At 42.7% G+C, this 25,503-nt stretch carries 25 protein-coding genes; 15 read left to right on the top strand and 10 right to left on the bottom strand.

The genetic code is table 11. From position 1 onward, the window contains the following. Positions 1-31 precede the first annotated feature (31 nt). Together Q9G97_RS12560 and Q9G97_RS12555 are read left to right on the top strand one after the other, a co-directional pair. Positions 32-295 carry a hypothetical protein gene (locus Q9G97_RS12560; RefSeq protein WP_305899079.1) on the top strand — a complete coding sequence of 88 codons (264 nt, stop codon included), beginning with the start codon at positions 32-34 and terminating at the stop codon, positions 293-295. A gap of 228 nt (positions 296-523) precedes the next feature. Further along, positions 524-907, top strand: a complete 384-nt coding sequence (locus tag Q9G97_RS12555; RefSeq protein WP_201570474.1) for a DUF2147 domain-containing protein — start codon at positions 524-526, stop codon at positions 905-907. Between the two features lie 129 nt (positions 908-1,036). Here Q9G97_RS12555 and Q9G97_RS12550 read toward each other — a convergent pair whose 3' ends face one another. The 4 genes from Q9G97_RS12550 to Q9G97_RS12535 form a co-directional block, all read right to left on the bottom strand. Further along, positions 1,037-2,299: an ammonium transporter gene (locus Q9G97_RS12550; RefSeq protein WP_201570473.1), complete on the bottom strand. Its 1,263-nt coding sequence runs from the start codon at positions 2,297-2,299 to the stop codon at positions 1,037-1,039. A 138-nt stretch (positions 2,300-2,437) separates the two neighbouring features. After that, a complete protein-coding gene (locus Q9G97_RS12545; RefSeq protein WP_201570471.1) occupies positions 2,438-2,776 on the bottom strand; it encodes a P-II family nitrogen regulator in 339 nt (112 codons plus the stop codon). Between the two features lie 532 nt (positions 2,777-3,308). Beyond that, positions 3,309-4,163, bottom strand: a complete 855-nt coding sequence (locus Q9G97_RS12540) for a universal stress protein (protein WP_305899078.1) — start codon at positions 4,161-4,163, stop codon at positions 3,309-3,311. Between the two features lie 62 nt (positions 4,164-4,225). Then, complete coding sequence (locus Q9G97_RS12535) at positions 4,226-5,725, bottom strand: SulP family inorganic anion transporter (RefSeq protein ID WP_305899077.1); 1,500 nt, start codon at positions 5,723-5,725, stop codon at positions 4,226-4,228. Between the two features lie 438 nt (positions 5,726-6,163). On the opposite strand from Q9G97_RS12535, the gene murD reads away from it, so the two are divergent. Both murD and ftsW read left to right on the top strand, forming a co-directional pair. Continuing rightward, on the top strand, positions 6,164-7,597 hold the full coding sequence (gene murD / locus Q9G97_RS12530) for a UDP-N-acetylmuramoyl-L-alanine--D-glutamate ligase (RefSeq protein ID WP_305899076.1): 1,434 nt from the start codon (positions 6,164-6,166) through the stop codon (positions 7,595-7,597). 244 nt (positions 7,598-7,841) lie between these two features. Beyond that, positions 7,842-9,035 carry a putative lipid II flippase FtsW gene (gene ftsW / locus Q9G97_RS12525; RefSeq protein ID WP_201570467.1) on the top strand — a complete coding sequence of 398 codons (1,194 nt, stop codon included), beginning with the start codon at positions 7,842-7,844 and terminating at the stop codon, positions 9,033-9,035. A gap of 77 nt (positions 9,036-9,112) precedes the next feature. Here the strand turns inward: ftsW and gluQRS are convergent, their stop codons facing one another. The 6 genes from gluQRS to Q9G97_RS12495 form a co-directional block, all read right to left on the bottom strand. Continuing rightward, positions 9,113-10,036 carry a tRNA glutamyl-Q(34) synthetase GluQRS gene (gene gluQRS / locus Q9G97_RS12520; protein WP_305899075.1) on the bottom strand — a complete coding sequence of 308 codons (924 nt, stop codon included), beginning with the start codon at positions 10,034-10,036 and terminating at the stop codon, positions 9,113-9,115. A gap of 291 nt (positions 10,037-10,327) precedes the next feature. Next, positions 10,328-10,765: an RNA polymerase-binding protein DksA gene (gene dksA, locus Q9G97_RS12515; RefSeq protein ID WP_305899074.1), complete on the bottom strand. Its 438-nt coding sequence runs from the start codon at positions 10,763-10,765 to the stop codon at positions 10,328-10,330. A gap of 292 nt (positions 10,766-11,057) precedes the next feature. Then, entirely contained in the window at positions 11,058-11,879 is an 822-nt protein-coding gene (locus Q9G97_RS12510) for a metallophosphoesterase (protein WP_305899073.1), read from the bottom strand. Between the two features lie 168 nt (positions 11,880-12,047). Continuing rightward, a complete protein-coding gene (locus Q9G97_RS12505) occupies positions 12,048-12,887 on the bottom strand; it encodes a metal ABC transporter permease (protein ID WP_201570464.1) in 840 nt (279 codons plus the stop codon). 80 nt (positions 12,888-12,967) lie between these two features. Next, entirely contained in the window at positions 12,968-13,720 is a 753-nt protein-coding gene (locus Q9G97_RS12500) for a metal ABC transporter ATP-binding protein (protein WP_371747949.1), read from the bottom strand. 159 nt (positions 13,721-13,879) lie between these two features. Then, a complete protein-coding gene (locus Q9G97_RS12495) occupies positions 13,880-14,437 on the bottom strand; it encodes a Fur family transcriptional regulator (protein ID WP_371747889.1) in 558 nt (185 codons plus the stop codon). A gap of 205 nt (positions 14,438-14,642) precedes the next feature. On the opposite strand from Q9G97_RS12495, the gene Q9G97_RS12490 reads away from it, so the two are divergent. From Q9G97_RS12490 to Q9G97_RS12440, 11 genes are all read left to right on the top strand, one after another. After that, positions 14,643-15,584 (top strand): metal ABC transporter substrate-binding protein, encoded by a 942-nt coding sequence (locus tag Q9G97_RS12490; RefSeq protein WP_201570461.1) that lies wholly within the window; start codon positions 14,643-14,645, stop codon positions 15,582-15,584. 373 nt (positions 15,585-15,957) lie between these two features. Continuing rightward, entirely contained in the window at positions 15,958-16,356 is a 399-nt protein-coding gene (locus Q9G97_RS12485) for an ATP synthase subunit I (RefSeq protein ID WP_305899071.1), read from the top strand. Positions 16,357-16,889: 533 nt separating this feature from the next. Continuing rightward, positions 16,890-17,756 (top strand): F0F1 ATP synthase subunit A, encoded by an 867-nt coding sequence (gene atpB, locus Q9G97_RS12480; protein ID WP_201570459.1) that lies wholly within the window; start codon positions 16,890-16,892, stop codon positions 17,754-17,756. Between the two features lie 29 nt (positions 17,757-17,785). Continuing rightward, positions 17,786-18,034 carry a F0F1 ATP synthase subunit C gene (gene atpE, locus Q9G97_RS12475; RefSeq protein ID WP_010197960.1) on the top strand — a complete coding sequence of 83 codons (249 nt, stop codon included), beginning with the start codon at positions 17,786-17,788 and terminating at the stop codon, positions 18,032-18,034. Between the two features lie 117 nt (positions 18,035-18,151). Next, positions 18,152-18,622, top strand: a complete 471-nt coding sequence (locus Q9G97_RS12470) for a F0F1 ATP synthase subunit B (RefSeq protein ID WP_305899070.1) — start codon at positions 18,152-18,154, stop codon at positions 18,620-18,622. A gap of 13 nt (positions 18,623-18,635) precedes the next feature. Further along, positions 18,636-19,253, top strand: coding sequence for a F0F1 ATP synthase subunit delta (locus Q9G97_RS12465; protein ID WP_305899069.1), 618 nt, complete (start codon positions 18,636-18,638; stop codon positions 19,251-19,253). 97 nt (positions 19,254-19,350) lie between these two features. Beyond that, positions 19,351-20,895, top strand: a complete 1,545-nt coding sequence (gene atpA / locus Q9G97_RS12460) for a F0F1 ATP synthase subunit alpha (protein ID WP_201570456.1) — start codon at positions 19,351-19,353, stop codon at positions 20,893-20,895. A 232-nt stretch (positions 20,896-21,127) separates the two neighbouring features. Beyond that, a complete protein-coding gene (atpG, locus tag Q9G97_RS12455; protein WP_201570454.1) occupies positions 21,128-22,009 on the top strand; it encodes a F0F1 ATP synthase subunit gamma in 882 nt (293 codons plus the stop codon). Positions 22,010-22,067: 58 nt separating this feature from the next. Next, on the top strand, positions 22,068-23,501 hold the full coding sequence (atpD, locus tag Q9G97_RS12450; protein WP_305899068.1) for a F0F1 ATP synthase subunit beta: 1,434 nt from the start codon (positions 22,068-22,070) through the stop codon (positions 23,499-23,501). 119 nt (positions 23,502-23,620) lie between these two features. Continuing rightward, entirely contained in the window at positions 23,621-24,037 is a 417-nt protein-coding gene (locus tag Q9G97_RS12445) for a F0F1 ATP synthase subunit epsilon (RefSeq protein ID WP_201570452.1), read from the top strand. A 567-nt stretch (positions 24,038-24,604) separates the two neighbouring features. Continuing rightward, the gene (locus Q9G97_RS12440; RefSeq protein ID WP_201570451.1) at positions 24,605-25,321 is read left to right on the top strand and encodes a response regulator; all 717 of its coding nucleotides are present in this window, start codon (positions 24,605-24,607) and stop codon (positions 25,319-25,321) included. Positions 25,322-25,503: the final 182 nt, after the last annotated feature.

Raw genomic sequence — 25,503 nt, 5'->3', positions numbered from 1 at the left:
CTGGCTAAATTTGGATAAAAAGGATACACGCATGATTGACCCTTTTGCTAACGATCATCAAAGTATGCAGATTGGTGAGCTGACTATCGAGAATCAAACCGATAAGATTATTATCTATGGGGATATTGATTTATACCTTAATGAGATAGGTTTTGAGCAAGCAAAGCAATTAAATGAGTTAACAAGCAAGATACTAAAGCACTTTGAAAAAACAAGTCAGTACACAATAAATGATGAGGTGTCAAAGATAAAAGATGACCGAACAGACGGAACCGTTGACAACCCGTTTCTATAAGCCTTTGATATAATTGTTAATTACAGAAAGGAATTTATATAAAAAATTACTAGGCAAAGTGCAAAATATGCTTATAATGGCTCAAGTTAGCGTTTATATTACTTTTTCTTTGGTTAATTCTCTATCGGTTATAGTGATAGAGACAGTAGCTAGGAGATAGTAAAGGATATTATAAATGCTATTTCGAGTTCACATTTTGAATAATCATCGTACGAAAGGAGTCGATTTATGAAATTATTTACAAAATCTATGATGGCAGTAGCAGGTATCAGCATGGCTACTATGGCATTTGCTGCGGATCCACTGCATAACACTACTTGGCAGACTTATGATGACGGCCAGCCAAAAGGCGTGGTAAAAATCACAGAATCTAATGGCGTCTTGACAGGTAAGCTGATTGCTGGCTCTACTGCAAAAGCTAAGCAATATGTCGGTACTACGGTTATCAGAAACCTAAAAGCAGATGGTGGCGGTAAATATAGTGGTGGTACGATCACTGATCCTGCTAAAGGCAAAGATTATCGTATGACCGCTAATTTAGAAGGTAATACTCTTAAGCTCAAAGGTTACATAGGCCCGATCTTCCGTAGCCAAGAGTGGAAAAAGAAATAAGATAGTGTTTTGTTTTAGATTTTATTTTAAAACTTAATATTTACTATCGTAATTACTTTATATAAAAATCCCGCTAAGCCTATTGGTTTAGCGGGATTTTTAGTTTGTTCTATTATAGCTATAGAATATTTATTTTGTAAATTCAGGATAAGCTTCCATACCGCATTCAGCGATATCAGCGCCTTCATATTCATCTTCTTCAGAGATGCGAATACCAATGACAGCTTTGAGCACGCTCCACACAATTAAACTGGTGACAAATACCCAAACAAAAATGGTAGCAGCACCAGCAATCTGACCGATAAAGGTAGATGCTGGATTTGTAATCGGCACGATCAACAAGCCAAATAGACCAACGACGCCATGTACTGAGATAGCACCAACTGGATCATCGATTTTCATTTTATCTATTGCTAAGATAGAAAGAACTACGATCACTCCTGCGGCCACGCCAAATAAAGTCGCTTGCAGGGCCGTTGGCGTTGAAGGTTCAGCAGTAATAGCAACCAGTCCTGCTAGTGCACCATTTAAGAGCATTGTTAAATCAGCTTTGCCAAAGATAAGGCGGGCGATTATTAGTGAGCCGATTGCCCCGCCAGCAGCTGCGGCATTAGTATTTAGGAACACCATAGCGACGGTGTTCGCACTATCGATATCGCCCAGTTTCAGTACTGAGCCACCGTTAAAGCCGAACCAGCCCATCCATAAGATTAGCGTACCTAGCGCTGCTAATGGCAAGTTTGCGCCAGGAATGGCACGTATTTCGCCATTAGCACCATATTTGCCTTTGCGAGCTCCTAATAGTAGTACGCCTGCTAGTGCAGCAGCAGCACCCGCCATATGGACAATGCCAGAGCCTGCAAAGTCTGAAAAACCAAGCTCAGTTAAGTTAAATAAGCCAAATACATCGTTGCCACCCCAAGTCCAGCTACCTTCCATTGGATAGATAAAGCCTGTCATCACTACCGCGAATAATAGAAACGCCCATAGCTTCATGCGCTCAGCGACCGCACCTGAAACGATCGACATACAGGTTGCCACAAACACAACTTGGAAGAAAAAGTCAGAAGGATCAGAGTATACCGAATCACCGTTGAAGCCGTTTTCTACAGAGGCTGCTAAAGCGTTCTCTACTAAGCTCTCATTGCCTGCAATACCGCTTAAAAACATGTTGCCACCATACATAATGGCATAACCGCACACCATATACATAGTACAAGCAACAGCAAACAGTGAAATGTTCTTTGTCAATATCTCAACGGTGTTTTTTGATCGTACTAAACCTGCCTCTAACATAGTGAAGCCTGCGGCCATCCACATGACCAGCGCCCCACAGATTAAAAAATAAAACGTATCGAGCGCGTACTGTAGTTCGAAAATTTGACTTTGCATCTTAATTCCCCCTTGAATTGACAATGCAGATACTTTTTTTAGATAGCTAAGTGTGTTTTATGAGCAGTGGTCTATAAATCGCTGTAGAGACTCAATAGTGAGCAATAACAGCGATATAGACTTGGGCTCGTAAATTATTTAGATGGCATCAGGACCTGATTCTCCAGTACGAATGCGAATGACTTGTTCGAGCGCAGTTACGAAGATTTTGCCGTCACCGATTTTGCCAGTGCTAGCGATACGAGTAATGGCTTCGATAGCGGGCTCGACCATCTCATCGATCACCGCGACTTCAACTTTTACTTTAGGTAAAAAGTCCACCACGTATTCTGCGCCGCGATAAAGCTCGGTATGTCCTTTTTGGCGACCAAAACCTTTGACTTCGGTGACAGTGACGCCTTTAACACCAATCTCAGATAGTGCTTCACGCACATCGTCGAGTTTAAAAGGTTTTAAAATAGCAGTGATTAGCTTCATAAGATTATCCTTATCTAAGTAATATCGCAGGCTTATGCATGCGTTTTGATGCATCGTACGGCTACTGTGCTCAATTTCTCTCACTTAAGACATTCAAGAATTATGCCAAACGCTCTCAAAAGGGGTTGATTACGGATGGACTTAAGCGTCTTAGATGAAGCCATTGATAACAGCATAGAATGCTTTTTACGGCATTTTATAAATACGATTGCTGTAAAAAAAGTTAACATAGCGCTGATGATTAGTCAGCTGTCGGTTTATTATAACCAACTTTGCTCGGTTTAGGGCAGGCTATCTTAGGATGTTTTGCTGCGTTGTTCATGGCAGTAAAATATGGATAACGGCAAAAATTAGCCATAAAATATCTGAACAGCTTAGTAAACGCTTTTAGCTGAACGCTATGAAAATGAGGAGTGATAATTAGAGAAAACAGCTGTTGATTTACGTAGGTTTCAATACGCTTATATAGTGAAACATTGGAGCTTTGAGCCTATAAGCGCTGGGCTATACAGAGTGTAAGCTGTTAAGAAAGCTAAGCTTTGGGGAACAACAGATAAGGGGTTTTAGTAGTGCCTAGCAGCTTTTTAGTATCGCTGCCTTGTAGCATCTCGCGCAGTCGTGACTGCCCAAAAGCACCTGTCATAAGTAGACCTATTTCATGCTCCTGTTGGTAATAGCTAATTGCTGCACAAGCATCGCGGCTTTGTATCAATTTCTTTTTACAGTTGATACCTGCTTGCTTAAGTCGCGCGTAAGCCTCTCTTAGTGCATCACAATTTTCAGAACTATCACGACCGACCATCACGATATGAATGGTCAGGTTACGAGTTAGCGGGATTTTGCATAGCCAATCAAGCATTTTATGAGTAGTCGCACGATTATCAAAGGCGAATAAAGCAGTAGTAGGGGGCAAAAATGGTGCAGGGGTCACCAAAACAGGGCAGTGACTAAGACGGATCAGCTGGCTTAACGTAGATTTGCAAGTGACCTCGTGACCGATAACCACTAGCTGAGCTTCATTATCGACATAATCTAGGCTTTCACTTAGATGCTCGTGGCGATGCAAAGTATAAGTTTGGCGTTTGGGCTGGTTTTGGGCACAATATGCCGCTGCTTGATGGAGCAGGAGTCGGCCTTGAGCTTTTAGCTCGCCATTACTCAGCTGCTCTTTGCTGGTGAACTGATCGAGCAGGTAGCTTTCATCATCGATGTTTAGGCAGCCTGAATAGTTAACAGCGGCTTTTTGCTGCACACTAGGTATCGAATGGAGTAGGCCTATAGGCACTCGCAGGCGCATCGCCGCCCACATACTAGCGTCTAGAACCGCTTGCACATGATCGGGACAGTCCAAGCAGGCAATCACACTATTGGGTTTTAAATTACTCATAAGACAACCACATCGATAATAAAACTAGCGCCAAACTCAAGAGGTATGTAATTCAACAGATATTAATCCAGTAACCCGATATCACGGCGATCGTGGATAGAGAAGCGATCAATCAAAGTCCGACTGGCGTTATTAAGGCCTACTACTTTGACATCAGTTCCCTCACGTTGCAAGCGCATCACAAGCTTATCCAAAGTATCTACCGCGCTAACATCCCAAAAATGTGCTTGGCTAACGTCGATTTGGATACTATCGAGCGCCTCTTTGGTGTCAAAGCTGTTCAAAAACTGGGTGGACGAAGCAAAGAACACTTGCCCTTGTACGTAATAGTAGCGACTATTATTAGCATCATCATACTCGCTAAATATCGTTAAGAACTGACCGATCTTATTAGCAAAGGCGAGCGCGGATAGCAGCACCCCAACGCCGACTCCATAAGCTAAGTTATGAGTAAGTACGGTGGTCAATACCGTGGCTAGCATGACAATATTAAAGGATAAAGGATGAGTTTTGAACTCGCGGATAGACTGCCAGTTAAAGGTACCGATAGAGACCATAATCATCACGGCTACCAGCGCTGCCATTGGAATCTGGCTGACCCATTGACCTAAAAATACCACCATAATGAGGAGTACTACCCCTGCTATCAATGCTGATAAGCGCCCTCGACCTCCTGATTTTATGTTGATCATTGACTGACCAATCATCGCACAACCTGCCATACCACCGAAGAATCCAGCAACCACATTCGATATGCCTTGACCACGGCACTCGCGGTTCTTATCACTTGAGGTATCGGTGAGCTCATCGACGATAGTCGCGGTCATCATGGACTCAAGTAAACCGATGATCGCAAGGGTAATAGAATAAGGCGCGATAATTAATAAAGTATCTAAATTAAGCGGGATATCAGGCAACAAAAACACAGGTAGCGAATCAGGTAGGTCACCCATACTACCAACGTTGCGGATATCTAGATTCAGATACATAGCCACCGCGGTCAGACCGACGATACAGATCAAGGGCGAGGGTAGTATACGACCGATCTTAGGAATCAGCGGAAACAGATAAATAATCGCCAGCCCCGCTGCCGTCATAATGTAGACCGTCAAGCCAACTCGCTCAGTCATTGGATTGAGCTCAGGCAGCTGCGCGGCAAAGATCAAAATCGCGAGCGCATTGACGAAGCCTATTACCACCGAGCGCGACACAAAGCGCATAAGATTGCCAAGCTTTAAAATACCCATTACAATCTGAATACCACCGCACAAAAGCGTGGCGGCCAGCAAGTATTGCAAGCCATAATCAGCGACTAGATCGACCATGACTAGAGCCATAGCACCAGTAGCTGCTGAGATCATCCCAGGGCGTCCCCCTACAAAGCTGATGACGACAGCAATACAAAACGAGGCATAAAGACCGACTTTTGGATCGACACCTGCGATAATAGAGAAGGCAATGGCTTCTGGAATCAGCGCTAGTGCGACTACAGTACCCGATAAAATGTCACCGCGGATATTAGAGAACCATTCGTCATGTAAGCTATCAATAAATGAGGTCATAAGTAAACTGCATAGGGTTGGAGGCAAAAAAAGTCATCATTATCTAATAGAGTTGATACCGTATTAATAATTAAGGTTTAATTATTAAAAAAGCTGATCCATTAAATAAGGTGCTGCTTAGCTTGATAGCTCAAAAACTATCATCTAGACGCTATCATTTTAAAATTATTGAAGCGTATTGCAGGCTATGAAGACTATAAAATTCGGTTAGATATACAAGCAAGGTCTCTAAGCGCATGACACTCAGACCAAGAATAAAATAGGATAGGTATGACACGCTTAAGGCGTGCATTACAATTTAATATAAAAGTATGCGCATAATAGCACAAAGTGGCAAAAAAGCAGTATCGAAAGATGAACGATAGCGTTATCATGCCATGCAACCGAAGCGTAAGCTATTATTAGCCCTTCAATACCAGCCCCTTAAAAGGATAAAATATGACTAGCCGTGCCACAACAGATACTCTTATTCATAAAGGCGGTGGACTACAGGTAGTGGTAGGCCTAGGACAGTCAGGACTCTCAGCAGCGCGATATTTAGCGGATCATGGCTATCAAGTTGCTGTGACTGACAGCCAAAGCGAACCATTACTAGCAGAGCAATTACCTGCAGCTGTTGAGATTCGACAATTTGGGGCAATTGATGCTGAGTTATTATTGCAAGCTGCTCGTATTGTTATTAGCCCTGGTATTGCTCTAACTACCGCAGCCGTTGCAGCCGCTCGCCAAGCAGGTATTCCTATCGTCAGCGATATTCAATTGTTTTGCGCCGCTTGCACCGTGCCTATTGTCGCAATCACAGGCTCTAACGCTAAGAGCACCGTGACCAGCTTAGTGGGGCAAATGGCAGAGGATGCAGGTATCGATGTTGGGGTAGGCGGTAATATCGGTATACCTGCATTGAATTTGCTAGCCAATCCGAATATGCAGCTGGCAGTGCTAGAGCTATCGAGCTTTCAATTAGAGACAGTGACTAACCTTGGCGCTCAGGTCGCTACTGTGCTCAATATGTCGCCCGATCACTTGGATCGTCACGGCGACATGCTTGGCTATCATCAGGCCAAACACCGTATCTTTCAGGGTGCAAAGTCCGTCGTGATCAACCGCGAAGATGCTTTGACACGGCCTTTAGTTGCCGATAACTTACCACGTATTAGTACGGGTATTCATGCGCCTGATAACGGTCAATATGGCTTAGTTACTGAGCCTGATGGGCAGATTTATTTAGCGCGTGGTACAGAGAGATTACTATCGGCAGATAAGCTGGTGATAAAGGGTCGTCATAATCTGCTTAATGCTCAAGCTGCGCTAGCACTTGGTGAGCTGGCAGGCATCCCATTAGAGAGCATGCTATATACCCTACAACAGTTCGCAGGTCTTGAACATCGCTGTCAATATATCGCTACAGTAGCAGATATCGACTATTTCAATGATTCAAAAGGCACTAATATCGGCTCAACGATTGCAGCTATCGAAGGACTCGGTGCCGTATATGCGCCAAAAGATGGCAAGCTGTTATTGATTTTAGGCGGACAAGGCAAGGCACAACAATTCGGTGAGCTGAGCCCTTTTATTAATAAATATGTCAGCCAAGTCTTATGTATTGGCGAAGATAGCGCGCTAATAGAGCAAGATCTGCGTGCCGCTGCCCTCAGTGATGACGTTCGCCTGCATCAATGCCAAACCTTAGATAATGCTTTTGTCATCATTGGGCAGCTAACCGATAGTAGTCTATCGCAAGTGCAAGCGGTGCTACTATCGCCTGCTTGTGCCAGCTTTGATCAGTTCAGTGGCTACGCTGCTCGCGGTGAATATTTTACTCAGCTAGTCAATGAGCTTGCCGCTGATACTACTGCTATCGATTCTCAATGAAAGCGAGATAAGTGTTAATATACGCTTGTCTTATCCTATTGTTTTGTATAGCTATTGCTGCTACTGTCAATAACTTATTGTTCAGTAGTTCAATATTACGTCTTCAACAGTTTAATGCTATGTTCTTAATAGCTTGATGATTAATAACTTAATGATTTAATGGTGGCGTCTTGTTACTTATACTGGATATTGAATATCAGGTATTAGACGCCGTGTACTTTGCTTGTTAGTGTGTTTGAATATTATGGCGCTCTCCTTTTTTAATAAATCTACCTCGTCTAAGCTGAATACGCGCTCAGACGGTGTTCTGTCCTTACCTTCAGTGCGCTCAATACTCCTCTCTAGTGTCGGCTGTATGATGGTGCTCAGTCTGCTGATGGTCGCTTCGGCTTCTATACCCTTTGCGCTGAGTCGCGGTATGACCGAGCTGCATTTTTTTAATCGTCAGCTGCTCTATATGGGTGTTGGACTGTTTGCGGCAGCGCTAGCTTATTATCTGGTACCGCTAAAGACGCTATATCAAACAGGCACGCAGTTTATTCTATTAGGCATCACAGCGTTGCTATTGATCGCAACGTTGTTTGGTACGCCAATCAATGGCTCAAAGCGTTGGCTCAATTTGGTATTTATTAACTTTCAGGTAGCAGAGCTTGCCAAGTTAGTGATTATCGTTTTTGTCTCCGACTTCGTAGTGCGGCGCTCATTTGAAGTGCGTAATGGTTGGGATGGGTTTTTGCGCATCTCATTAGTTATTGGCATGATGACGTTGTTATTGTTGTTGCAGCCCGATTTTGGCTCGCTGGTAGTAATTGTAGGTACCGTATTTGCGATATTTTATATTGCAGGCGCGCCTTATAAGCAATTCTTGGCATTAGGTGCAGTAGTAGGCGGTCTTGGGGTATTAGCGGTAACGCTGGTGGAGTATCGATTGACCCGCGCCTTATCATTTTTAGACCCGTTTGATGATATCCAAGATACGGATTATCAGCTGGCGCGTAGTCTGATCGCTTTTGGTCGTGGTCAGTTCACAGGGGTCGGCTATGGCGAAAGCGTGCAAAAACTCTCACATTTGCCAGAAGCACATACCGATTTTTTGTTAGCGATTACGGGTGAGGAATTGGGCTTTGTCGGCGTAACGATGATTTTGCTACTAGAGGCTCTTATTATCGGCAGTGCAATGCGTATTAGCTACAATGCACTAAAACGTCGACAGATGCGTATGAGCTATACTGCTTTTGGCATTGGAGTTATTTTTATTGCCCAAACTATTATTAATGCAGCGATGAATATGGGTGCGATGCCGACGAAAGGTTTGACCATGCCATTCTTTAGCTATGGCGGCTCATCAATGCTAATTAGCTTAATCATGGTCGCCTTATTATTAAAAATATATAAAGAAAGCCCTGAGATTGAAAAGAGTCAATGTCGTTATTATTAATAAAACACTCTTGAGCTTACAAGCAAACATGACGTAGCGTGGGTGCTAACCCACGGAACACGCCCTAATAATCTAAACTATCTACCACTCTCATTTAGCTGCTCTAACCCTTGTAGCGGTTTATTTGTCCATTGACTCACAGCTTGCATGAGCATTCGCTCTGGGGTATCGATATCGACTGCTGGCTGTTTCAATAAGTGTAGTGCAGTAGCTAGTAGCCTGCTGGGCTGGCTAGTATTGATAGGTTGCGCTAGATTCTGTTTCGATAGCTTTTGACCTTCGCTATTGAGGATCAAAGGAAGATGATACCAGCGCTCGATAGCAGGCAATTTGACCATTTGCATGATAGCGATTTGCGCGGTGGTCATTGGTAGGATATCGAGGCCACGCATGATATGGCTGACATTTTGCAAGCCATCATCGATACTAGCTGCTAGGATGTAGTTAATGGTACTGTCTTGCCGACGCACGACCATATCACCTAAAGTTTGCTGAGGATTCGCCCATTGCAGCCCTTGAATACCATCTATAAACCCTGTGGTGTAATCGGGCAATTGCAAGCGCAGTTTGTGATGTTGCTTGTTTAGCTCAGCATCGATACAACAGCGAGGATAGCGCTGCCGATCAGACTTTTTATCAATAGGGTTGAGCTGTTGCTGATGCTCCTGTACCGCCCAAAACTGTGCTAAGCGCTTACGCGAACACTGACAGCCATAGCTTAGCGGCTGTAGCGCTGACTGCAAATAGTCATTATAGATGTCAGTACGCTCAGACTGATAAATGATATCGCCATCCCAGAGCATTCCAAGTGCTTCTAAGTCTAATAATATCTGCTCACTGAACTGCCGATCACAACGCGTGATGTCGGTATCTTCCATACGTAGTAGCCAATCACCGCCTAATGACTTGATATGGCAATAGCTTGCCAGCGCAGTAGTCAAAGAGCCCAAATGTAGCTCACCAGTAGGCGAAGGCGCAAAACGACCTACGGGTATACGCACTTGAGGGTGACTTTTTGACTTTGGCGACAGAAATGTAGAAGGAGAGTTGAGGTTTTTACTGGAGTTCAAAGTAATCAGCTACCAAAATGAGAAGATGGCTTTAGGATAAGCAAGCTTGTTTTAAAAAGATATTTATTTTCAGTAGTATTAATGGGTACTTTTGAATGATGGGTTGCAAATGAGTATAGTAGCTCTTAACCGTACCTGTAAAATAGAGCACACAAAATAAAGTGAGAACTCCTATTAAGAAATGCTCACTTTTTACTCTTTAAAAGTACAAAAATTAAGCGACTACTGACCTTGGTTTTGACGCTCTTTCATCTCGGATAATGTCTTGCAATCAATACACTGAGTTGCAGTGGGGCGAGCTTCTAAGCGACGCAAGCCGATCTCAACGCCACAAGTCTCACAAAAACCATAATCATCGTTCTCAATCTCTGACATTGACTTGTCGATTTTGCGAATCAGCTTACGCTCACGATCACGAGTGCGCAGCGCTAAAGCAAACTCTTCTTCTTGAGTGGCCCGATCATTGATATCTGGCATAGAGCTTGATTCATCTTGAATGTAGGTCTTAGTACGATCAGCCTCACCTACCAGCTGGTGCTTCCAATCTAACAAAATAGCTTTAAAGTGCTCAAGCTGGGCATCAGACATATATTCTTCGTCTTTAGCTGGCTCATAAGGGGTGAACTTTACATCATTCGGATCTGTGGTTATGGTGCTCATAGTAGGTATCCTATTTTTTCAAATTAATCCAACAAAACAATAGCGCAAAACAAAGAGTCAGCGTGACTTTACTCTAGTATAAAAATAATTCTTAACGGACTTTGCTTAGGTCGTACATTTAACGCAATTTAAGTTTGCTTCATTTTTAATTATAAAAACAACATTATCTTCATACTTTTGGACAAATATCCATTTCACCAAAATCTCTTATCTCTACCTTATCATAGCCGATATTTACTTATAGCAATAGCTTTATACGACTACAATGTTTTTATAAGAATAATAATGGCGCTCAAGTATCCGACCTTTTAACCCAGCTTGCAACCTGTCCATTGTTGGCTAATTGCAACCAGCGAAATCCAGGACGCGATGTCTTATCATAAGCAAATTCATCATTAAGGGGCTGATACTGATAGCAAGTTGAAGGTGTCGTATAAACAGTAACACCATTACGATGCTGGACTTGTTCTTGATGCGTATGCCCATTGATGATAACGCGTAAATTATCACAGTCTTTAGTACGTTGCCAAAACATTTCAGCATTTTGTACCATATGCGCATCTATCCATTCAGAGCACATAGGGATAAGATGATGGTGGATTGCGAGCAATGCAGGCTTATCACAGCGGTCAAGCTGCGTACATAGCCAGTCGATATCATCCTCTTCAATCTCGCCTGCAACTCGGCCAGCAATAGCAGAGTTTATCAGTAATATTTGCCAGTAATCAGAATCTATAATATAGCGACTCAGCAGACGTGGATCAGCAGGGTGTGCGATAAGCTGGCGCTGATCAAATGGTAAATCATAACCTACCTCCTCGGTAACGTCGTGATTGCCCGCAATACAAGCAAAAGGAATATTCGTCGCAGTCAATACCGCAAAAATATAATCATAAATAGCAGGCTCAACCTGACTGACTAGATCACCTGTTACTAAAATCAAATCACATACCACATTCTGTTCAGCTGCTTCCTCAAGCGCTTGATTAAGCACCTTATCAAACCTCTGCTGACAGCTGTGCATGGCGTTGTCAGTGGTTAAATGTAAATCAGTCAGTTGCAAAATATTGAATACTTCGCTCTGAGCATGGATATAAACAGGACGACTTAGCATAAGGGGCAATCCTTATCGAGTGGTCAATATAGCCTAATTAATAACATTCTAAAAAGTAAATGTAGCAAAAGGTTATAACATAGTTTGTGTGAAACTTTAATGACTTCAGTAAAATAAAGTTGAATTAATTATGATAATAACTTGAGCCTTATCCCTTCGAGCTATTTTTTAGTGTTGACGACGACGCGCGAGAAATTTAGCCAATATCGGCTTAGACGAGAGCAACTTTGAGAGGATAAGTGCTGCAAAGAATATTATCGCTAGCACTAATACTATCGATAAACCTGTCTGAATATCCAGCCAGATACTACCCCAAACCCCTAGCGTTACTCCAACCTGTGCTATGACTAGGGCGATGATCACCATCTGCTTAGGTGCTGTGGAATAAAGCCTTGCGGTCAAAGCGGGCAGTACCAATAAGCCACTGATAAGTAAGCTGCCGACCGCTTGTAGGGCAATGGCACAAAACCCTGCTAGTAGACCCATAAAAAACAGCCGCTGGCGAGTCGGATCAATACCCTGAATACGAGCTAAAGCTTCATGAGTGGCCAGCTTGACTTGCGCAGGCCAAATATATATTAGCAGCCCTAAGCCTACCGCTACGCTAACGCCAAGTAGGGGTAAATCTGACCAATCCAGCTCAAGTAAGTTACCGAATAAAAACCCCAATACATTGGCTTGCTGGTTGGTCAATTGAGTCAAAGCTAGTAGCCCAAGACATAATAAAGTCACCGCGACTACGGCTAGTACGGCATCTACAGGCAGCCGCTCATCATCAATGAGCACTAGTCCTAACACAACCGCGATACTGACTATCGCGATCCCAATACCCATAGGCAATTGCCACCAGACGGCTAGTGCCACACCAAGCAGCGTACCATGCGCTAGTGCATCAGCAAAAAAAGCCATACGCCGCCATAATACGAGACAGCCAAGTGGAGCTGATAGCAGTCCTAGAATGCTGCCTGCGATCCAAGCAGGGGCGATGATAGCCAACCAAGCAGTCATAAAGTGTCCATTAAAATTCGTTGTGAAAATGATAAGTAATGATTGTTTATCAGTAACTTTTCTTAGTAGTCATTTTTTTATTAACGACTATGATGCTCGCAAGCATGAGGCTTGTGCACATAAGGCTGCTCGTAGTGATGACCAAATAGCTTTTGAAACTCAGTGCTAATCGCCAGCTCGCTGGGCTGACCCTCACAGCAAATGTGCTTATTCAAACAGATCACTCGCCGAGAGCCTCTCATCACCCAATGCAGATCGTGAGATACCACAAGCATTGCACAGCGCAAAAATTCGGGTAGCTCATCGATAAACTTATACAGCCAAAGCTCAGTCTCAGGATCCAATCCTTGCATCGGCTCATCTAAAATCAGTAAATTGGGCTTCTCGAGCAAGGCTCTTGCTAGCAGCACGCGTTGAGTTTCACCACCTGATAAATGCAGCATCTGCTGTGGCAGCAAATGATTCAAAGATAAATTATCAAAGATAAATTGGCGTTGATCAGCGCTCAATCGCCGCTTATTGGCTTGTGCTAACAAGTCAGTCACCCGCAGTGGCAAAATAGGCGCTACGGCAAAACGCTGCGGTACGTAGCCTAATCGTAGTGCTTGATGAGTGATAATGCGGCCTTGACTGGGCTTTATCAGACCTAGGATCAGCTTGACCAGCGTTGATTTACCAGCGCCATTAGGGCCAATAAGGCTTAAAGTCTCATTTACTGCAATGTCGATATTGATATGAGATAGCAGGCGTTGCCCATCGATATCGTAGTTGATATTGTCTAAGCTTATAAGCTTACTATCGATAGGTCGCTTCTCATTACTGGCGTTGAGTATATCGATATTTGACTGATCAGTAGAAACAATAGAAGCGTTGGGCGAGCTGGAGGAAAGACTTAAATAACTCATAATAGGGTAGCTCATCGGACGTAAATCAGGGCATAGTAGTAGCTATAAAAGGATCAACTAAAAATGAAAAGGGTTAACCTGTAAAAGCTAATGACAGTTTTGGCAGCGACCGCTCAATTCAATGACGCTACGAGTCACTCTAAAGCCAACGTCTTGTTCTGCAAAGCTCATCATCTCTTGTACAGGCAAGCTACTACATTCTTGTACGCGCAGGCATATGTCACAGATCAGAAAGGCGGCAGTATGCTCAGCGCGGGGATGACAGCAAGGCACATAAGCATTGATTGAGGTCAGTTGATGGATAAGACCTTCGCCTAATAAAAACTCCAGACTACGATACACCGTTGGTGGCGCTACATTTTTAGGAATTTGCTTTTTTTGTTTGGCGACAAGCTCTGTAGCTAAGCCATCAGTGTCAGACGTCTGGGCTAAGCGCAGCTGCTGTAGCTGGGTCATCAAATCATAAGCACCGACAGGCTTCTTAGCTTGTAGAACTAGCTCATATATTTGCTTGCGTAGCTGAGTAAAACGCACACCTCGTACACGACACTGCTCTATGGCAGCGATCAATCGCTCAGCGATATCAGCGCTTGAAAGATGCTGAGTATCGTGAGGATGCTGACAAGCAGAAACAGTAGTAGACAAGGCAGTAACTCCAATAATAACTATTAATCGTTATATTATAACATAATATTATTTTAAAATTATAGCTCAAAATAACTATACATTTATAATTGTTATGGTATAACATAATGAAATAATAAAAGGCGCATCACTGTCCTATTATTTATCATCGCTTACCTTGTACCATTTACCTTATCACCACTTATTTATTGAGGATTGCTTACCTATGAAATCTTATCCCAGTCTTATCACTAAAAAGACAAAGTCTGACATCGGCTTGTGTAAGACATTGATCAACAAAGCATCAACTCCTGTTTTGAGCTTGCCGCGACTGGTGATAACAGCTTTGGTGATGATAAGCACTATGATTTTAAATGCCCAAGCCGCGACTGTCAGTGTCAGTAACTATCCGCTATTTTTATTAAGCGAAGCGGTAACGATAGGTGCACCCTCAGCCAAACAGCTATTAGACCCAAGCGAAGTCGGTCATCATGGCAGTATTAGTCCAGGCGATATCAAAAACATACAGGACAGCAAATTCGTGGTTTGGTTTGGCAAGTCATTAGAGAATAATCTAGCCACTAGCTTAGAGACTGCGCCAAATGCTATCTCACTGTTTGCCTTTGACGCTTTCAATCGCCACCCACTTCGCGACGTCAAAGGTCAGCCTATGCAAGGAACGTTAGATCCCCATATTTGGCTAGATCCTGAAAATGCCAAGGCAATCACTCGCGCTTTGGCAGTAATCCATAGCCATGCCAATCCGCAATATAAAGCGCTGTATCAAGCCAACGCGCAAGAGTTTGCTCAGCGTATGGATCAAGCAGTAGCCTTACAAAATAAGCCGAAAAATCTCAATCAGCTGCGTCCTTATTGGGCTTATCATGATGCTTATCAGTACCTAGAAGCAGCTACCAATCTTCAATTTGTCGGCAGCCTAAGCCAGGATCATCATTTAGCACCAAAAGCCAGTCAAATACGTTGGCTGAGCGAGCAGCGCCCTGCTGAAACCATGTGTTTGGTCACGCAAAGTACGCCTGCAAAAGGGTTATTGGCGAAGCTACAGCCTGTGACTAGCACTATACAATCAGAGGATATGAGTGCCACTCAGGACTTTGTACAAGGCTGGCGTGATATGAGCGAGCAGATAACCAACTGCATAGTTTAGTTTGTCACTGATAACTACTTTAATATGAGTAAAACCTTACTCGTAACTGTCTAAGTATATTAAAGTGAGCGATGACTTAATTATCGTAGAGTAGGTTAGTTTTATTCTGTTCTCGCAGAGAATCAAGATAAAACGTAACCTGCCTATGCTATCTAAACTATTGTTATCTAAACTATTTGGCGGTTTATGCTTCGCTAACCACACCCTACAAAACTGATAACCAGTGTGTCTTTAAAATTAGCTCGCTGTAGATAAAGCTTAAGTCAAGTCAGCGCTAAACAATTGATAGTAGCCGTGTTTCACTTGCTTACGCTCAGGTTAATTACTATAATAATCAGCGCTTTGTTGAGCCTTTAACATTTTAGGATAGCTGATGACCCAACCTGCTAAACGCAGCCAAAAAGATCAAATTCGGGTCTATTTCAAACGGCAAACTTGGGCACTATTATTAGTTATTGTCAGCGCTTGGCTGATAGATAGTAGCTGGCTGCATAGTGATTTAGTCATAGCCAAAAGCGCTGCTATCGGTGGTTTTCTAGGTTTTGCGACCCAAATGGTATTCGCTTGGTTTATGTTTAGTTATACTGGCTATCAGGCTCGCAATCGCATTGTTAGTCAATTTTTCCGTGGACAGGCGCTAAAGTGGCTATTGACGGTTTTTGGTTTTGCTCTAATCTTTACTATGGTTGAGCCCTTATCCGCACCCGCTCTATTTATAGCGTTTATTACCATGAAAGTCAGCCATGTACTGATGTTGGGCCGTATAAAGTAACGTTATAAATGGATGATAGCTCAATACGCCTAATTTTCACTAAAAACAAGACTTAAAATAATATCTTACAATTTCTTTATCCATCTAAACCTATACTGTTAAAGCTGTTAGCTAATAAATCAAGCAGATAGTAGATAAAAAATGAATAATAGGCTTTACACGAATACAACGCTGCATTACTATACACAACTAATTGTTTTGCTCAACTTTACTAATTTGAGCAGCAGACTTGTCGAATGGATACAGACAAGCCAACATATAACCAGCTTATGTAAAATAAGCTTATATGTGAATATAAAGGGCTAGTAGTTATTACTTTCAAGCCCTTTTTTTATAGCTAAAATTTATGTAAAGCTAATAAAAACAAGTATTTGCATTAGGGTAAAAGCTAGATTGGGGTGGCTGTTATTGATTTTAAGGGCGCTGAATAGGCGTTTATTTGTCTCATTAATAAGTGAGATAAACAACCTTAGAAGATAACAACCATATTTTTGGTAGTTGAGTAAATCGTTGATTAATAAGAAGCTGAAACTATGGCAGGCGAGCAAACAACAACAGAATATATCTCTCACCATTTGACCAATTGGACGTACGGCTATTTGCCGGGCGAAGGTTGGAAGGTTGCCTATACGGCAGAAGAAGCAAGTGCTATGGGCTTTAAAGCCATTCACCTTGATTCTATGCTTTGGTCAATTGGTTTAGGCATTGTTTTCTGTGCGATCTTTTGGATGGTCGCTCGAAAAGTCACTTCAGGGGTGCCAAGCAAAACACAGGCTGCCGTTGAGATGATTGTTGAGTTCGTTGATAACAACGTCCGTGACTCTTACAGTGGCACCTCAAAGCTGATCGCGCCTTTAGCATTGACCATCTTTGTGTGGATATTCTTGATGAACTTGATGGATTTACTACCCGTTGATTTTATCCCGATGATTGCTGGACAAATTGGCGCAATGATGGGACACGATCCGCATCATGTGTTCTTTAAGATTGTCCCAACGACTGATCCTAACATTACCCTTGGTATGTCCTTCTCTGTCTTTATATTGATTTTATTTTACAGTATCAAAGAAAAAGGTTTAGGCGGGTTTGTTGGCGAGTTAACGCTACATCCTTTTAGCGCTAAAAACCCTATCGTACAAATTATTTTAATACCCATTAACTTCATCTTAGAGTTTGTTACCCTAATAGCCAAGCCTATCTCTTTAGGTCTACGACTATTCGGTAACATGTATGCTGGTGAGTTGATTTTCATACTGATTGCCTTGATGCCTTTTTGGATTCAGTGGGCACTATCAGTACCATGGGCGATTTTCCATATTTTAATTATTACCCTCCAAGCGTTCGTATTTATGATGCTAACGATAGTTTATATGTCACTAGCATCTTCAACTGAACATTAATTTTTCAATAGGTAAATGAGGTTACATCAATGGATCCAGTATTAGGTGGTTACACAGTTATCGCAGTAGCGCTACTTATCGGCCTTGGCGCACTAGGTACAGGTATTGGCTTTGCAATCTTAGGTGGCAAATTCTTAGAAGGCGTTGCCCGTCAACCAGAGCTTGGCTCACAGTTGCAAACCCGTATGTTCATCGTAGCAGGCTTACTTGATGCGATCCCAATGATCGGTGTTGGTATCGCTATGCTATTGTTGTTCGCAAACCCTCTAGCAGGTTAATCAGAAAGCTCAGTTGAAAATGTTTGATTTTCGATGCTTGTCTAGAAACCATAGCCAAACCTTGACTATCAAACATGGTCAATGAAACTGATTTTTCATTAACAAAGAGGTGATCACGTGAATATCAATTCTACCCTCATCGGTCAAGCCATTGCTTTTGCAATCTTTGTGATGTTCTGCATGAAGTTTGTGTGGCCACCACTTATCGGTGCTATTAATGAGCGTCAGCGCAAAATCGCTGAAGGCTTAAATGCCGCCGAAAAAGCAAAAGCCGACCTGGCGACCGCAGAGCAAGATGTAGAGCAAGAGCTTAACCTTGCCAAAACCCGTGCGGCTGCGCTCATTGAGCAGGCGAATAAAAGCGCTAATCAACTTGTTGAAGACGCCAAATCGCAAGCACAAATAGAAGGCGAGCGTATTCGTCAGCAAGCACAAGCGGCAATCGACCAAGAAATCAATCAAGCGCGTGAGTCATTACGTAACCAAGTTGCAGAGCTTGCAGTCCTTGGTGCTGAGAAGATTTTGCAAGAAAAAGTCGATATGCAAAAACATGCCAGTATGCTAGATCAACTGGCGGCGAAGCTGTAATTGTGAGGATATAATGGCTGACTTATCAACCTTAGCACGACCCTATGCAAAAGCTGCGTTTGACTATGCTAATGAGCACGGCGTAGTCAACGCGTGGGAAGACTTTTTGTTCATTGCCAGCACTATTGTCAGTGATAAATCGTTCCACACTATGCTAGACAATCCAGCGGTTAGCGCTGAGCATAAGTCAGCGGCTTTGACTGATCTTTATGATACGCAAGTAGCTGGTGATGGCGAGTCTGCTTTTAAGCAGTTATTAAGTGCAACCAAAGGCTCTAGTGATAGCTCAAGCTCTCCTAAAGTATCTGCGGCGCTTAGCAACTTTGTCAATCAGTTAGCAGAGCAAGAGCGTTTAGCTTTGTTGCCTGAGGTTTACGAGCATTATCGTCGTCACAAAGCGATTAGCCTAAAGCAGCTCGACGCTTATGTAACCACAGCTTATCCATTGACAGTGGCTCAACGTGAACAGATACAAACCCGTCTCTCCACTTCGCTCAATGCTAGTGTGGTGATCCACGAAACCGTTGACCCTAGTCTTTTAGCAGGCGCTACCATAAAAGTTGGTGACAAGATCATTGATGATTCGGTGCGCGGCAAGTTAAAACAGTTAAAAACACAGCTAACGGCTTAATACGTTCTACAGACACTATCGAGCTAAAGATGGCTTGGAGTGTTAGTAGGCATCTTTAAGCACGCAAGCGGTATCATAAATTAAAGGAATCCAGGCAATGCAACAATTGAATCCAGCGGAAATCAGTAGTCTGATTAAGCAGCGTATTCAAGACCTTGATGCGGGTGCAACTGCAAAGAATGAAGGCACGATTGTCAAAGTATCTGACGGTATCGTGCAGATTCATGGTCTTGAAGATGCCATGTATGGCGAAATGATCGAGTTTGAAGGCGAAATCTACGGTATGGCGCTGAACTTAGAGCGTGATTCTGTCGGTGCAGTAGTCTTAGGTGATTATCTAAAATTACAAGAAGGCCAAAAGGCTTATTGTACAGGTCGTATTCTTGAAGTACCTGTAGGCCCTGAGCTGCTAGGACGTGTTGTTGATGCCCTAGGTAATCCTATCGATGGCAAAGGCCCTATCGATGCCAAAATGACTGATAAAGTCGAGAAAATCGCCCCGGGCGTTATCGATCGTCAATCTGTTGATCAACCGGTAATGACCGGTTATAAAGCCGTTGACACTATGATTCCAATCGGTCGTGGTCAGCGTGAGCTTATCATTGGTGACCGTCAGACGGGTAAAACCGCGATGGCGATTGATGCGATTATTGCGCAAAAATCATCTGGCATCAAATGTGTTTATGTGGCTATTGGTCAGAAGCGTTCTACGATCGCTAACGTTGTACGTAAGCTTGAGCAAACTGGCGCACTTGAGTATACCACAGTAGTAGTCGCGTCAGCCTCAGAGCCAGCAGCACTACAGTATATCGCACCATATTCAGGTTGTACGATGGGTGAGTATTTCCGTGACCGCGGTGAAGATGCGTTAATCATCTTTGATGATTTATCAAAGCAAGCGGTTGCTTATCGTCAGATATCACTGTTGCTACGTCGTCCACCAGGTCGTGAAGCTTATCCTGGAGATGTATTCTATCTTCATTCACGTTTACTTGAGCGTGCATCACGCGTCAACGCAGCGTATGTAGAGAAGTTCACTAATGGTGAAGTGGTTGGTAAAACAGGTTCTTTGACTGCATTGCCGATTATTGAAACTCAAGCGGGTGACGTATCTGCATTCGTACCAACTAACGTAATTTCAATTACTGATGGTCAGATCTTCTTAGAGTCAAGCCTATTTAACTCAGGTATCCGTCCAGCAGTTAACGCTGGTATCTCGGTATCTCGTGTTGGTGGTGCAGCGCAAACGAAGATCATTAAGAAATTATCTGGTGGTATTCGTACTGCACTGGCTCAGTATCGTGAATTAGCAGCCTTTGCTCAGTTTGCATCAGATCTTGATGATGCGACGCGCGAACAGTTGGATCATGGTGAGCGTGTGACTGAACTGATGAAACAAAAACAATATCAGCCCATGTCTATCTCTGAGCAAGCCGCTGTTATCTATGCTTCAAATGAAGGTTTCTTAGCAGACGTACCTGTCGATAAGATTGGCTCTTTTGAAGAAGCTTACTTGCGTTATATGCACGATGAGCAATCTGACTTAATGAATGAGATTGATGAAACAGCAAACTATAATGATGATATTGCTGGTCGTTTAAAATCATCTGTTGAGACTTTTAAACAAAACCACAGTTACTAGTTTAGCAGTTACTAGGTTAATAGTTACTGAGTTAACAAATACTAAGTTAGTAAATACTAAGTTAACGGGTTAAGCTAATCTAGCTGATAGTAAGGATAGTGGCACGTTTTTTAAATCCGTGTCACTACCTATAAGCAGCAGCATATAATTGCGTAGTGTTATTTAATAGTAGTTGTGTTTTTTATTTAAATAGTGCGTCAATGCTTTTTAACCCTCTTATATTGGAATCATTATGGCAAGCTTAAAAGAGATACGTGCCAAAGTCACCAGTATTAAAAGCACCCAAAAAATTACTCGTGCTATGCAAATGGTAGCGGCGAGTAAGATGCGCCGAGCTCAAGAGCGCATGAGTGTGGGTCGCCCGTATGCCGATAGTATGCGCCGGGTTATCTCGCATTTGGTGCATGCCTCATCAGACTATAAGCATCCGTATATGGTAACGCGCCCAGTTAATAAAGTGGGCTATATTGTTATCACCTCAGATCGAGGTCTAGCGGGTGGTTTGAATATTAACTTATTCAAAGCTTTATCAAAAAATATTCAACAGTATCAAGACCAGTCCGTAGACGCTGAGTTTGCCGTTATTGGTTCTAAAGGCGTCAGCTTTTTTAAGAGCTTTGGTGGTAAAGTTACTTCAGCTGTGACTGATTATGGCGATAAGCCAACCTTTGAGCAGATTAACTCGCCCGTGCAAGCAATGCTTGATGATTACAATAAAGGCAATATAGACCGTATCTATGTGGTTTATAACCAATTCATCAATGCGATGACTCAAAAGCCTACAGTTAATCAGCTGGTACCATTACCAGAGAATGCTTTAAACGGCGAAGAGAGCGGTATAAAAACCGAACTGAGCTGGGATTATATCTACGAGCCTGATGTCAAAACTTTGATTGATGAATTGCTTGGGCGCTATATCGAATCGATCGTCTATCAAGCGGTTATGGAAAACATTGCTTCAGAGCAGTCATCACGTATGGTTGCAATGAAAGCGGCAACCGATAATGCTGGCGACTTAATCAACGATTTACAACTGGTTTATAACAAGCTGCGTCAAGCGGCGATTACCCGAGAGATCTCGGAAATCGTTGGCGGTGCTGCTGCTGTTTCATAATTGATCCTCTTTATGAGATATGAAACCCCTATATATATAGAAGTTAAAGGAGAACGCAATGAGTAGCGGTCGTATTGTACAGATTATTGGCGCGGTTCTTGACGTTGAGTTCAACCGTAACGAAGTTCCACAGATTTATGATGCCCTGCAAGTTGATGGCACCGAAACCACTTTAGAAGTACAGCAGCAGTTGGGTGATGGCATCGTACGTACGATTGCTATGGGCTCAACCGAAGGCCTCAAGCGCAACCTACCGGTTACTAACACTGGTGGTCCAATTTCTGTGCCAGTAGGTGTTGGTACGCTAGGTCGTATTATGGATGTTCTTGGTCGTCCTATCGATGAAGAAGGTCCTGTCGTTGCTGATGAGCGCTGGTCTATTCACCGTGACGCGCCAAGCTATGCTGACCAATCAAACAGCACTGAGCTTTTAGAGACAGGTATCAAGGTAATTGACTTACTTTGCCCGTTTGCTAAAGGTGGTAAAGTTGGTTTGTTCGGTGGTGCGGGTGTCGGTAAAACGGTCAATATGATGGAACTGATCAACAACATCGCATTGAAACACGAAGGTCTATCAGTTTTCGCTGGTGTTGGTGAGCGTACTCGTGAAGGAAATGACTTCTATCACGAAATGCAAGACGCTGGTGTTGTCAATACCGAAGACTTTAGCAAATCTAAAGTAGCGATGGTATACGGCCAGATGAATGAGCCACCGGGTAACCGTTTACGTGTTGCACTGTCTGGTTTGACTATGGCTGAATATTTCCGTGATACGAAAGATCCTGCTACTGGTAAAGGCCGTGACGTATTGCTATTTGTTGATAATATCTATCGCTATACACTAGCCGGTACTGAAGTGTCAGCACTGCTAGGTCGTATGCCATCAGCAGTTGGTTATCAGCCAACGCTAGCGGAAGAGATGGGTATGCTTCAAGAGCGTATCACGTCAACTCAATCAGGTTCTATTACTTCAGTTCAAGCGGTCTATGTACCAGCCGATGATTTGACCGATCCATCACCTGCTACGACTTTTGCTCACTTGGATGCAACGGTTGTATTGAGCCGTGATATCGCATCACAAGGTATCTATCCTGCAGTTGATCCATTGGATTCAACCTCACGTCAGCTTGATCCACAAGTGATCGGTGAAGAGCATTATAATGTCGCTCGTGGCGTACAGGAAGTATTGCAGAGCTATAAAGAATTGAAAGATATTATCGCCATTCTCGGTATGGATGAGCTGTCAGAAGAAGATAAACTAACCGTTTATCGCGCACGTAAGATTCAGCGCTTCTTATCACAGCCATTCCACGTTGCTGAGATCTTCACCGGCGCACCTGGTAAATATGTCCCACTACGCGATACCATTGCTAGCTTTAAAGCGATCATCGCGGGTGAATATGATGATTTACCAGAGCAAGCTTTCTATATGGCAGGCGGTATCGATGAAGTGGTCGCTAAAGCTGAAAAAATGAAATCTACCGCAGCATAAGTCGTTACGACATTAAGCGAGTGCATAAATTATGATCTATGTACTCGCTTATATTGTAGATTTATAACTGCAGATTTTATAGCTGCTTTTAGAACCGTTTTTAAAACATGGAGTTTAGTATGGCAACGTTACAATGTCGCGTCGTAAGTGCCCGTGAAGAGTTATATTCAGGGGAGATTAGTATGCTGATCGCCACTGGAGTTGAAGGTGAAATCGGGATATTGCCAGGCCACACGCCACTTATTACTTTGCTAAAGCCAGGCGCAATGCGCGTACAAACAGCAAATGGTGAGGAAGAAGTTATCTATGTTTCAGGCGGTGTTTTAGAAGTTCAGCCGCAGATGGTAACTATCTTAGCAGATACGGCTATGCGTGCGCACAACCTTGATGAAAGCAAGATCGTTGAAGCTCGCCGTCAAGCGGAGCAGATGCTAGTTAATCAGTCTGATACGCTGCAAACTAATGCTGCACTAGCATCTCTTGCAGAGTCAGTAGCGCAGTTGCAAACTATCCGCAAGTACCAAAACCGCAGCTAACCTCGTTACTAAGTTAAGCTCGTTACTACTTCGGTAAAATATAACTAGCGTTTTTTATAAAAGACAGTCCACTAAGGGCTGTTTTTTTATGGTATCTCTATAACTATTATTGATATTCATCGGATGACGCTCAAGCGGTAGCAAATAAGCGTTTTTAATAAAATTTACTAGCAGTATCCTTAATATTTCGTTATATTATCAAGCAGATAATTTTGCTATAAATACTAGAAAATGACTGCTCAATCATTAATAAATTTATAATAGGGATTATTTATATTAGAATAATGTCTATATGGCAGCTTATATTGAATATATTAAAAATATTGGACGTATACTAAAGTTTTAATCTGTATTGTTTATAGGTTTTGTTAGTAACAATAGGCTATAGTATAGGAAGCCCTATGCTTTGTACTGCAACAAGTAACGATAACTTAAGCTAGTAAGTCAATACAAATACCAACATAAAGGCATGAATAGTCATAGAATAAATCGTGCTATTTTATTGTGCTGTTAATATTTATGAGTTAACTTTTTTATTTTAATTAAGATGTATTAGAGGACACCAAAATGACAACAAATGATGACGATAATACCCCTCGAATTTTGATTGTTGAGGATGATGAGCGTCTGGCCATGTTGACACAAGATTATTTGGTCAAAAACGGCTTAGAAGTGGCAATTGAGACCGATGGTAACCGCGCTATCCGTCGTATTGTAAGTGAACAACCTGATTTAGTAGTGCTCGACGTTATGCTACCTGGTAGCGATGGCTTGACGGTCTGCCGTGAAGTACGTCCTCATTATCAAAATCCTATTTTGATGTTGACGGCGCGCACCGAAGATATGGATCAAGTACTAGGTTTAGAGATGGGCGCTGATGATTATGTTGCCAAGCCTGCACAACCACGAGTATTGCTTGCTCGTATCCGTGCCTTGTTGCGTCGCTCTGAAAATGCGCCATCAGAAGATGTGCCGCAGCGTTTGGAGTTTGGTGAGCTAGTAATCGATAATGGCGGTCGCTCGGTAATGCTTGGTGAAGAGCTGGTCGACTTTACTAGTGCTGAATATGATCTATTGTGGCTATTAGCTTCTAATGCAGGTCGTATTTTGTCACGCGAAGATATCTTTGAGCGTCTACGCGGTATTGAATATGATGGTCAGGATCGCTCTATCGATGTGCGTATCTCACGTATCCGTCCAAAAATCGGCGATGATCCTGAAAATCCAAAACGCATCAAGACCGTACGTAGCAAAGGCTATCTATTTGTAAAAGAAGGTAACTAAGCCTGTTTAGCGGTTTAAAATAGATCACTGATTGTTCATTAATTAAAAAACCAGCGCTATGCTGGTTTTTTTAGGGCTAAATTTTAACTTTTTAACCTTATTATTAGTATTATATGGTTTAATTAGCTGCTATAAATAAAAAGCGCTCTATTTTTATCTCATTCACATTCAACCGTTTGGTC

It is taken from the genome of Psychrobacter sp. M13, from assembly GCF_030718935.1.
Taxonomy (GTDB): domain Bacteria; phylum Pseudomonadota; class Gammaproteobacteria; order Pseudomonadales; family Moraxellaceae; genus Psychrobacter; species Psychrobacter immobilis_G.
This window is presented reverse-complemented; position numbering and strand designations above follow the sequence as displayed.

What these genes read in the sequence shown, in the direction of transcription:
- Q9G97_RS12560 (WP_305899079.1), top strand. Translation starts at nt 32, where the DNA reads ATGATTGACCCTTTTGCTAACGATCATCAAAGTATGCAGATTGGTGAG.
- Q9G97_RS12555 (WP_201570474.1), top strand. Translation starts at nt 524, where the DNA reads ATGAAATTATTTACAAAATCTATGATGGCAGTAGCAGGTATCAGCATG.
- Q9G97_RS12550 (WP_201570473.1), bottom strand. Translation starts at nt 2,299, where the DNA reads ATGCAAAGTCAAATTTTCGAACTACAGTACGCGCTCGATACGTTTTAT.
- Q9G97_RS12545 (WP_201570471.1), bottom strand. Translation starts at nt 2,776, where the DNA reads ATGAAGCTAATCACTGCTATTTTAAAACCTTTTAAACTCGACGATGTG.
- Q9G97_RS12540 (WP_305899078.1), bottom strand. Translation starts at nt 4,163, where the DNA reads ATGAGTAATTTAAAACCCAATAGTGTGATTGCCTGCTTGGACTGTCCC.
- Q9G97_RS12535 (WP_305899077.1), bottom strand. Translation starts at nt 5,725, where the DNA reads ATGACCTCATTTATTGATAGCTTACATGACGAATGGTTCTCTAATATC.
- murD (WP_305899076.1), top strand. Translation starts at nt 6,164, where the DNA reads ATGACTAGCCGTGCCACAACAGATACTCTTATTCATAAAGGCGGTGGA.
- ftsW (WP_201570467.1), top strand. Translation starts at nt 7,842, where the DNA reads ATGGCGCTCTCCTTTTTTAATAAATCTACCTCGTCTAAGCTGAATACG.
- dksA (WP_305899074.1), bottom strand. Translation starts at nt 10,765, where the DNA reads ATGAGCACCATAACCACAGATCCGAATGATGTAAAGTTCACCCCTTAT.
- Q9G97_RS12510 (WP_305899073.1), bottom strand. Translation starts at nt 11,879, where the DNA reads ATGCTAAGTCGTCCTGTTTATATCCATGCTCAGAGCGAAGTATTCAAT.
- Q9G97_RS12505 (WP_201570464.1), bottom strand. Translation starts at nt 12,887, where the DNA reads ATGACTGCTTGGTTGGCTATCATCGCCCCTGCTTGGATCGCAGGCAGC.
- Q9G97_RS12490 (WP_201570461.1), top strand. Translation starts at nt 14,643, where the DNA reads ATGAAATCTTATCCCAGTCTTATCACTAAAAAGACAAAGTCTGACATC.
- Q9G97_RS12485 (WP_305899071.1), top strand. Translation starts at nt 15,958, where the DNA reads ATGACCCAACCTGCTAAACGCAGCCAAAAAGATCAAATTCGGGTCTAT.
- atpB (WP_201570459.1), top strand. Translation starts at nt 16,890, where the DNA reads ATGGCAGGCGAGCAAACAACAACAGAATATATCTCTCACCATTTGACC.
- atpE (WP_010197960.1), top strand. Translation starts at nt 17,786, where the DNA reads ATGGATCCAGTATTAGGTGGTTACACAGTTATCGCAGTAGCGCTACTT.
- Q9G97_RS12465 (WP_305899069.1), top strand. Translation starts at nt 18,636, where the DNA reads ATGGCTGACTTATCAACCTTAGCACGACCCTATGCAAAAGCTGCGTTT.
- atpA (WP_201570456.1), top strand. Translation starts at nt 19,351, where the DNA reads ATGCAACAATTGAATCCAGCGGAAATCAGTAGTCTGATTAAGCAGCGT.
- atpG (WP_201570454.1), top strand. Translation starts at nt 21,128, where the DNA reads ATGGCAAGCTTAAAAGAGATACGTGCCAAAGTCACCAGTATTAAAAGC.
- atpD (WP_305899068.1), top strand. Translation starts at nt 22,068, where the DNA reads ATGAGTAGCGGTCGTATTGTACAGATTATTGGCGCGGTTCTTGACGTT.
- Q9G97_RS12445 (WP_201570452.1), top strand. Translation starts at nt 23,621, where the DNA reads ATGGCAACGTTACAATGTCGCGTCGTAAGTGCCCGTGAAGAGTTATAT.
- Q9G97_RS12440 (WP_201570451.1), top strand. Translation starts at nt 24,605, where the DNA reads ATGACAACAAATGATGACGATAATACCCCTCGAATTTTGATTGTTGAG.